This is a genomic window from Stutzerimonas stutzeri SDM-LAC (assembly GCF_000235745.1).
GTDB classification, from domain to species: domain Bacteria; phylum Pseudomonadota; class Gammaproteobacteria; order Pseudomonadales; family Pseudomonadaceae; genus Stutzerimonas; species Stutzerimonas stutzeri_H.
The window spans coordinates 1-9,005 of the sequence record NZ_AGSX01000164.1; the positions used below are offsets into that span (position 1 = coordinate 1).

A 9,005-nucleotide genomic window follows, 5' to 3' on the forward strand; every position below is an offset into this window, starting at 1 on the left:
CGGCAACGTAGGGTGGATGATGCTCCGCCCATCCGCCACCAACGCCAACGGCGGATGAAGGACGCCTCAGCCACTCTACCTTCGTCGTTAACGCAGGGACCCGCATCAGAACTCCACCCCTTTCTGTGCCTTCACACCCGCTTTGAACGCATGTTTGACCAGGCTCATTTCCGTCACGGTGTCGGCTGCTTCGATCAATCCGGGCGGCGCGCCGCGGCCGGTGACCACCACATGCTGCAACAGGGGTCGTGACTCGATATCGGCAAGGATGGGGTCGAGTTCCAGATAACCGTATTTGAGCGCGATATTCAGCTCGTCCAGCACCACCAGGCCGATCTCCGGGTCGGCTAACAGCTGAGCCGCGACGCCCCATGCTTCCCTCGCCTTGGCGATGTCACGCTGGCGGTCCTGGGTCTCCCAGGTGAACCCCTCGCCCATTACGTGATAACGAACCTCATCGGGAAAGCGTCGGAAGAAGCTCTCCTCGCCGGTGCTCGCCGCGCCTTTGATGAACTGCACCACGCCGACCTTGATGCCGTGGCCGAGCGCACGAGCCACCATGCCGAAGGCCGAACTGCTCTTGCCCTTGCCATTGCCGGTGTGCACCAGCAAGAGGCCGTACTCGTCCTGCGCTTCGGCAATCTTCTCGTCTACCACGGCTTTTTTACGCTGCATGCGCGCCTTGTGACGGGTATCGCGCTCGCTTGACTCACTCATGCGCGAGCTCCTTCACGCTGTGCAATCCACGCACGCAGCCCGACGAACAAGACCGCAGCGGTGCCGACATACAGCGCCAGATTGCCCAGATAACGCGGATAGTAGGTGCCGATGCGTTCGGCCAGCTGCGCCAGGCTCGGATCCGGATAGCGACCGGAGAAAAACAGGAAACCGCCACCCGAAAACAGGTAACACACGAAGGCACTGAGCATTACCAGCCCGGCCAGCAGCGCCAGGCTACTGAGTTGATCACGGTGCAAGCGCGCATACATTCGTCCGCCAAACCACAGGGAGCCGTAGGCAGGCACCAGCATCCAGTACGCTGGTGATACGCAGTAACTGCTCACGCCCTGCCATTGAATGGCTACAAAATCCAGCAGCGAGGCCTCGACGAACAAAGCCGGAAACACCCAACGCGGCGCCAGCAACACACCCGCCAGAAAGAACACTGCCCAGGAGGCGCTTGGCAGGTTGAGCGAAGCGAAATGCTGACCGCGGGTCATGGCCATCAGCGCGACCAGCGCCAGGCCGACCGCCAGTTGGGCTCTTGGGGATAGCTTGATCATCAGTGTTCTCCTTTGGGCGACACGCCAGCGGGCGCGATTAGAGGGCCTGGTAGCGAATCGTGAAATGGATCGCGCGGCCGGGCTGTTCATAGGTCTGGGTGGTTTCGTAGTCGCGGTCGAACAGGTTGCTCAGCTTTGCCTGCAGCCGCCAGGCATCATCGAGACGGTATTCACCGCGCAGGTCTACCAGGGCGTAGCCGGGCAAACGCTCAGCATCGGTATTGCTGGATCTGTCGAAACGTTCGCTTGCGGCGTACAGCGTCGTGCCGACAGCGAAGCGGCCGATGACACGGTCCAGATCGACATTCAGCGAACGTTTCGCACGACGTGGCAGCAGGTGCCCGTGATTGGCCTTGCTGCGGTCTTGCGGGTCGAGGACGGTCACTGAGGTGACGACATCCCAGCCCAGCAGCTCGGTGCCGACAACACCTTCGATGCCACGAATGCGCGCCACATCGACGTTCTGCGGCTGCATCGGGCTGCTACCGGCCCAGATGATCAGGTCCTCAATCCGATTTTCAAACGCGTTGAGGCTCCACTCACCCCATCGCTGCTCACCCCTCAAGCCCAACTCGTAGCTTTGCGACTCCTCAGGCTTCAGGTCGGGATTGCCGGCCGTGAAGCCGGTGTCCGGCGCATAGAGATCGTTGAAGGTGGGTGCCTTGAATGCCGTGCCGTAGGACGCGCTCAGCACCAGGTTTTCGCGCAGGTCATAACTCCAGCCAAGGTTGCCGGTATCATGGTTGCCGAACTGCTCGTTGTCATCGCGCCGCAGGCCAGCCAACAGGCCATGGCGGCCGAAGCGACCTTGATACTGCAGGTAGGCACCCTTGTTATCGCGAGCATCCACCGCATAGTCGTCCGTCACGTCGATGCGGTCCTCCTGGTAGTCGAAACCAAGGGTGAGGAGCTGGTCATCAGCGACGCTGAAGTCGTTTTGCCAATTGAAAGAATCGCGCTTGGTGTCAAAACGCGAATAGAAACGACCGTCGCGAAAATTGTCCGTGTTGTCTTCGCTGTGACCGGCCTGCAAGGTGACCAGCCACGGGGCGAGCGGCGTGAATCGTGCCCGACCCCCGATGACTTGCTGGCTGCCGTCGCTATAGGCGAAGCGACCAGTTGCTCCTGAAGTGGACCGAGAGTCGTAGTCGCTGTGGGTGTCGACGTGCAGCCAGCTGCCATCCAGCTGCAGTCCGTTATCGAAACGATAGCCGCCGCGCAAAGCGCCGGACAGCTCGCGATAACCGTCGGCATCAGCTTCGTATGCACGTGGCGCGGTCGGTCGATAGGTCCGCGAATTGATACCGTCGGTTGAGGCGCTTGCCACGCCGAGATTGAACCAGCCGGCACCCTGGCTACCGGATATGCCGGCAGTACCATCAAAGCTGGAGCGACTGCCCGCGCCTGCAGAGAAATAGGGTTTGAACCCTTCGCCTTCACCGCGCCGCGTGAAGATCTGCATGACCCCGCCCACGGCTTCCGAGCCGTACAGGCTGGAACGCGGCCCACGAACCAGCTCGATACGTTCGATCTGCTCGACCGGAATGTTTTCCAGCGATGCACCACCTGACGTGGCCGAACCGATTTTCACCCCATCGACCAGCACCAGCAGATGCTGGCTGCTGGTACCGCGAACGTAGACGGACGAGGTCTTGCCGCGGCCGCCATTGGAGGTGACGTTGACGCCCGCAAGGCCGCGTAGCAGTTCAGGAACGCTCTGCACCTGGCTGCGCACAATCTGTTCGCGAGTGATGACGCTGGTGGAGGCAATACGGCTGAGCACCTGCTCGGTGCGCGTGGCCGTAACCACCTGGTCGTTGAGGTTCAGCGGCTGGATTGGTTGAGCATGGGACAGCGAAGCATAGCCAAGCAGCACGCACGCTGCCGAGGTGTTGAGGGTCTTGCAGGTCAAGTTCAGGTCTCCGTCATGCCCGCCGCACGACAACAGTCGATAAGGGCAGACGGAGAATGCGAAAGGAGCGCAGGTGCAAGCAGCCGCACCCCGATCAGCGCCCGCCGCACTGCCGTGGAATGCGACAGGCCGGTCTCCGGGCTTGCGAGCGGATGTCTTGCATCCTGGAACCGCGGCCTTCCCATGCCTGTGGCACAGTGGCTGTGAGCGGTGTCCTGTCTCGCCTACCGTTGCGGGGGCAGCGCCGGAATCTTCATCGAATGAACCGGCTTCCCTGTTTCACCTCTGGCGTTTCGCCAGTGGCACCTGAAGCAGCGCGGAGGGTAGTCCAAGGCCCTGCACAGCGCAACCGAAAGCGATCAGGACGCTACGCCACCGCACGTTTCGACGCCGCTGTTGGCAATTTGCCGGAACGCCAGGCGCCGATTGGCTTCGAATGCAACAATGTCACCCGTCACGCACATCAGACGAGAACACAGCCACCCATGACCAGCATCGTGCAGATCTCCGACACCCACTTCGGCACCGAACAGGCCGCCGTCGTGCAAGCCATGGAAGACCACGTGCGCGAGCACGGTGCGGATCTGCTGATTTTTTCCGGCGACATCACGCAGCGCGCCAGGGCCGGACAGTTCGCCGATGCCCAGGCCTTTGTCCAGCGCCTGCAGGGTCATGGCATCCCCGAAGCGCTGGTGATTCCGGGTAACCACGACATCCCTCTGTACAACGTCTTCGCTCGTTTCCTGATGCCCTACCGCAACTACCGTCGCCACTTCGGCGAAGAGCTGGAGCCGACTTTCGAAAACGACGAGATGTTGGTGATCGGTCTCAACACTACCCATCCAAGAAGGCACAAGGATGGACTGGTGACCGAGAAGCAAGTGCAGGCTGTCACGCGGCGGCTCAAACAGAGCGACCCAAACAAGGTACGTATAGTTGTCGCGCACCAGCCATTCGGCGCAATGGTGTTGAGCGACCTGAGCAACCTGCAGCACAACGCCGATGCTGCGTTGCACCGCTGGGCCGATGAAGGGTTGGACCTGGTGATGGGCGGGCACATCCACCTGCCCTATGTATTGCCCTTGTCAAAACAATACACCGCGCTGTCGCGGGAGATCTGGATGGTTCAGGCCGGAACCACACTCTCGTCACGTGTGCGTGGCACCTCGCCGAACTCGTTCAACCGGATGAAGTTGCACCCAGGCGCTGACAAGAGAGTCTGCGTCGAACGCTGGGACTTGCTCGACGATCAATTCATGCTCGGCTCGCACTTCAACCTGCACTGGTAAGCGCAGCAGCCCACCCAAGGGGGATGAGCTGCCGCGCCGTCGAGCGCGGTTCAGCCGATCGTGCCTGCGACCACAAGGCCCGTCAGATACACGCCTGCGAAGCCAAGATTGAATGCAACGAACAGGTACAGGCTGTATCTGAGATAGCTACCGAAGGTCAGCCCCGGCACCTTGCTCATGGCGACGATGCCGGCTGCGGAACCAATGACCAGCAACGAACCGCCGACGCCGACCGCGTAGGTCAGGACCATCCACTCAGCGATGCCCATTTCAAGGCCGGACTTCAGCAGTGCGGCGGTCAACGGCACGTTGTCGATCGCGGCGGACAAGACGCCCATCAGGTAGTTGGCGACTACCGCAGGCACCTGGTCGTAGATACGCACCAGGCCGTCGAGCACGTGGATTTCCTTGAGCATGCCGACCAGCAGCAGAATGCCGAGGAAGAACAGCAAGGTTTCGAACTCGACCTGGCGGACGTATTCCAGGATCGGGTCGGTTTCGATGTCATCGCTGAAGAAGCGCGCCACCAGAAACATGATCGACAACCCGGTCAGGAAGGTCAGCACGGGCGGAATCTGGAAGAAGAAGTTGCCAGCGATGGTGCACAGGATTGTGCCGAGAAAGATCAGTGCGATGGCGATATCGACCCGACGAACATCGGTGCGGTGGTTTTCCACCACGACCTGGCCGTTCATCCCCAGCGAGAGCATCGCAGCGAGCAGCATGACCGCCAGGAAAGCCGGAAGCGCCAACAGCAGCAACTGCAGAATCTGCACCTTTCCGGCAAGGAATATCATCAAGGTGGTTACGTCACCGGTGATCAGCGCCACGCCGCCAGAGTTCACCGCAAACACCACCAGCGCGGCGTATCTGATGGTCTTCTCGGCACTGAGCTTGAGCGACATGATCAAGGTGATCGAGACCAGCGTCGCGGTGATGTTGTCCGCCAGCGAGGAGAACACAAAGCAGAACGTCGCAGTCAGGAACAGCAACTGCCGTTCGCTGATCTGTTTCGGCAAAAGCAGATAGATCAGGTTCTCGATCAGGCCTTTCTTGTTCAGGTAGGCGACGAACGTCATCGCCGCAACCAGAAAGATCCACAGCCCGGCGATCTCTGCGATGTTCTCGTTGAGGCTGGCGAGTACGAGGTCGCGCTCAGCGCCCTGCGGGGAAAAGATGAAGAGCAGCATCCAGGCCAACGTGCCGAAGAACAGCGTGACCTTGGCTTTGTTGATGTGGGTGATTTCTTCAAGAACGACACCGAGCAGAGCGGCCACGGCAAGGCCGATCAGCACGTACTGAAGTATTTCAGGCATGAGGCACCTAACGCATAAGGAGGGACGGTTCGTGCGCGATTGCGCACCCGAGAAGTTTGGGGCGCCGATCATAGCCAAACTGCGGCATTTCGACATCTGACAAATGTCAAACCGGAGAGTATTTCGAAACTATTCCGACGCAGCGACCTGGACGCGGTCGAGGCTAATGGCGAGGCACGAACCCGGCCGGCTTGGTCGACAGCCAGGGCCGAGGGAATGGGTGAAGCGCTGTCATCCGTGACTCCAAGCCGCTTCAGGGATTTTGAGCGAGACGGTCGCTATCGAGCACACGCTTGGCGCCGAGGTAGTTCTTCTGCCAGTAGCTGTTGGAAAGACTATCCAGACGAACCGTTCCGCCGGTTGACGGCGCATGAACGAAACGCCCCTCGCCGACATAGATGGCCGCATGGCTGACACGGCGCCCACCGCTGGTGGCAAAGAACAACAGATCCCCTGCTTTCAACGCATCGCGCCTGATCGTGGCGCCGCGCATGGCATTCATTGCGCGAGTCGTACGCGGCAAAGCGACACCAGCCGCGCCTCGGTAGACATAGGTGATCAGGCCACTACAATCGAAACCACCCTGGGGGGTATTTCCGCCGTATCGATATGGCGTACCGACCAACCCCAAAGCTGTGAACAGTACGTCTTCAGCTGCGCCGGGAAACTCCTGCGGCGCTGGCAAAGGCGTGACGGCTACCGGCTCGACCGGCGCTTGGCTGGAACAAGCGGCAAGCAGCATCGCGGCCAGCAGAACAGCTGTAGAACGAGCCAGAAGAGGCATGGCAGAGCAGTCCAGGCAAATGAGCCATCACTCTGCCGGCATGTGGAACCGGAAGCAAGCCCGCTGCGGGCCTATCTCAACACTCAGTGACGAGTGGGAATGGCACTCGAATCATGGGCGAGGGCCAGAACCCGCTTGGCTTGCATGAAGCTTGAACGCCAGTATTTGTCGTCTAGGCTATCGATCCGAACGCCGCCGCTGCGACTGCTCGAGGAATGGATGAACTGGTCGCCACCGATGTAAATACCGGCATGACTGACACGACCGCGGCCGCGATTGTTGAAGAACACGACATCACCCGGTTCCAGGTCACTGCGTTTGATCTTCGGCGCATCCAGGTTGATCATTTCGCGGGTCGAGCGTGGCAGCTCGATGCCGGCTTCCTTGCGGAACAGGAAACTGACAAAGCCACTGCAGTCGAATCCCGTCTTGGTGGAGCTGCCACCGTAGCGGTACGGGGTGCCAACCAGTGTAAAGCCGCGCTCGACGACGCTATCTGCTAGCGCGGGGAGTTCGTAGCTCTGGTCGTCCGCCAACTCTCGAAGTTGTTGCTCGGTCGGCTCGTCAGCTGCCACCGGAGCGTTGCTATCCCGTTCAGCTGAATCGGTGCGAAGGTCGAATTGAAAGCCCTGCAATGGGTGCTGGGTTTCCGCTTCCTCTGGCTGCATGGCGCAAGCGGTCAGCAGCGAAATCAGAGCAAAAGGCAACAGGGGTGCGAGGCGTTTGCGCATGGCACGGTCAGGTCAGAAGCTGGAAGTGCCGAGACTATGCCTGCTCATTCCCCGATGGGCAAATTCAATCAGGGAAAATGTGACGGATTAGCTGCGGCAAAACGTCTGACGCGCGCTCGGCAATGTGAACATCGACCAGAAGCGACAGCTCGTCGACAGCGGGATCGATCCGAGCTGTAAAACCGCCGGCATGCCGCACTTTCAATATCGGCTCGACGATGTAAGCGAAGCTTGCCGATGTACCTATCGCGATCACCGCGTCGAAGCCTTCCGCCAGTTCAGTCTGCAACCGGTGCAAAGCCGCCTCCGGAAGCATTTCCTCAAACAGCACCACGGGCGGGCGCAGCACGCCGCCACAGGCATCACAGCGTGGCGGTAGTGGTCGCGCGAGATATTCGATCCGATCCTCAGCCGAATAACCGCACTCCATGCAGAACAACGGCGAAAGGCTGCCATGAATTTTGATCAGTCGCTCGGGCGGACTTCCTGCAGCTTGATGAAAACCGTCTATATTCTGCGTCAAGACCCAACAGCCCGGCTTGTGTCGCTGCAGTTCAGCAATGGCCAGGTGCCCTCTGTTGGGCGCAGCTGCAACACAGGCACGGCTGATCTGCGCGAGGTACTTCCAGCACAGCGCCGGATCATGGCGCAACATCGACCCCGACAATGCAGTCTCGATTGCCACTCCATCTTCTGTATGGCTGTTATATATACCGCCGATACCTCGGTAGGTTGGCAGCCCCGAGTCCACCGAAAGTCCGGCGCCGGTAATGATCAGGACACGGTCGGCGCGGATCAGTGCATCGGCAACTCGCGTCAGCGGCTCGTTCATATGCCCTCCCGCCACCTTAGCGCCACGATTCGTATGGCTACATGGGGATAGGCCAGCATTGATGCAACCGAGTTCAGTGGTTGACCGTAAAAGCGAGCATCACAGATAACTGGCACATGGGCCGGCCGCTCTGGTCGTGCCAATCATTGAACAATGACTGAACAGCAGCCTGATCGCGCTGGCTGCTTGGAACTTTGTCCACCACCTTTTGCGCCTTGAGCGCGGCCACAACGTCATTGCTGGGAATGAAGGTGTCCTTGCCCGCCATGCGCAGCAGACGTGGCGCCGAAAGGCCTCCCAGCTGACTGCCGTGCTTGGCCAGATGACGCCACAGACCGACGATATCCGTTACTGGCCATTCAGCGATCAAGTTGCCGAAACTCCCCTTTTCCTTCGCCACGTCGAGTACGAACTGCGCGTTGCGCGGCACGCTCTTGAGCTTGCCCAGGTGGCGGATGATGCGTGTGTCCTGCATCAGCCGCTCGATATGCTCGCCGCCCATCAACACCAGCTTTTCCGGATCGAAGCGAAAGAATACTTCTTCGAACGCAGGCCACTTGGCATCCACCAGACTGTGCTTGAGGCCCGCACGAAAGATCCTCAGGCTGATCAGCGAGAGGTAACGGTCATCCGTAAGGGCGCGAAGCTCGCCGGGACTATTGGGCTGTGGTAAGCGGGCCTCCAATGCAGCGGCTGAGCCGAAACGATTAAGGCAATATTCGTGCAGCCATTTGTAGTCGCGCATGCAAGTCCTGACCATCGATTGAAACGAGCCACACAGGTTGCCTTTGGTAACCCGAGGTCGCAAGCCCGGCCGTCTCGGCCGGGCTGGTTCGCGCTAGCGGCGCAGCCGATCCG

The 9,005-nt window shown here is 60.1% G+C and carries 9 protein-coding genes and 1 riboswitch; of the genes, 1 reads left to right on the plus strand and 8 read right to left on the minus strand.

Annotated elements, in window-relative coordinates:
- Window positions 1–105: 105 nt before the first annotated feature.
- The 3 genes from cobO to btuB are packed head-to-tail and all read right to left on the minus strand — an operon-like array spanning window position 106 to window position 3,195.
- Window positions 106–717: a cob(I)yrinic acid a,c-diamide adenosyltransferase gene (gene cobO, locus PSTU_RS0116080; RefSeq protein ID WP_019342041.1), complete on the minus strand. Its 612-nt coding sequence runs from the start codon at window positions 715–717 to the stop codon at window positions 106–108.
- A complete protein-coding gene (locus PSTU_RS0116085) occupies window positions 714–1,283 on the minus strand; it encodes a hypothetical protein (RefSeq protein WP_019342042.1) in 570 nt (189 codons plus the stop codon). The genes cobO and PSTU_RS0116085 overlap by 4 nt, the downstream gene beginning before the upstream one ends.
- A gap of 37 nt (window positions 1,284–1,320) precedes the next feature.
- Entirely contained in the window at window positions 1,321–3,195 is a 1,875-nt protein-coding gene (gene btuB / locus PSTU_RS0116090) for a TonB-dependent vitamin B12 receptor (protein ID WP_019342043.1), read from the minus strand.
- A gap of 109 nt (window positions 3,196–3,304) precedes the next feature.
- Window positions 3,305–3,520: riboswitch (cobalamin riboswitch) on the minus strand.
- A 160-nt stretch (window positions 3,521–3,680) separates the two neighbouring features.
- On the opposite strand from btuB, the gene PSTU_RS0116095 reads away from it, so the two are divergent.
- The gene (locus tag PSTU_RS0116095) at window positions 3,681–4,484 is read left to right on the plus strand and encodes a metallophosphoesterase family protein (RefSeq protein WP_019342044.1); all 804 of its coding nucleotides are present in this window, start codon (window positions 3,681–3,683) and stop codon (window positions 4,482–4,484) included.
- Between the two features lie 50 nt (window positions 4,485–4,534).
- Here the strand turns inward: PSTU_RS0116095 and nhaD are convergent, their stop codons facing one another.
- The 5 genes from nhaD to PSTU_RS0116120 all read right to left on the minus strand — a co-directional run bounded on the left by nhaD (window position 4,535) and on the right by PSTU_RS0116120 (window position 8,892).
- On the minus strand, window positions 4,535–5,800 hold the full coding sequence (gene nhaD, locus PSTU_RS0116100; RefSeq protein WP_019342045.1) for a sodium:proton antiporter NhaD: 1,266 nt from the start codon (window positions 5,798–5,800) through the stop codon (window positions 4,535–4,537).
- Between the two features lie 253 nt (window positions 5,801–6,053).
- Window positions 6,054–6,584, minus strand: coding sequence for a C40 family peptidase (locus PSTU_RS0116105; protein ID WP_019342046.1), 531 nt, complete (start codon window positions 6,582–6,584; stop codon window positions 6,054–6,056).
- Between the two features lie 83 nt (window positions 6,585–6,667).
- Window positions 6,668–7,315 (minus strand): C40 family peptidase, encoded by a 648-nt coding sequence (locus tag PSTU_RS0116110; protein ID WP_019342047.1) that lies wholly within the window; start codon window positions 7,313–7,315, stop codon window positions 6,668–6,670.
- A gap of 64 nt (window positions 7,316–7,379) precedes the next feature.
- Window positions 7,380–8,147 carry an NAD-dependent protein deacylase gene (locus tag PSTU_RS0116115; RefSeq protein WP_019342048.1) on the minus strand — a complete coding sequence of 256 codons (768 nt, stop codon included), beginning with the start codon at window positions 8,145–8,147 and terminating at the stop codon, window positions 7,380–7,382.
- 73 nt (window positions 8,148–8,220) lie between these two features.
- The gene (locus PSTU_RS0116120) at window positions 8,221–8,892 is read right to left on the minus strand and encodes a DNA-3-methyladenine glycosylase I (RefSeq protein WP_019342049.1); all 672 of its coding nucleotides are present in this window, start codon (window positions 8,890–8,892) and stop codon (window positions 8,221–8,223) included.
- Window positions 8,893–9,005: the final 113 nt, after the last annotated feature.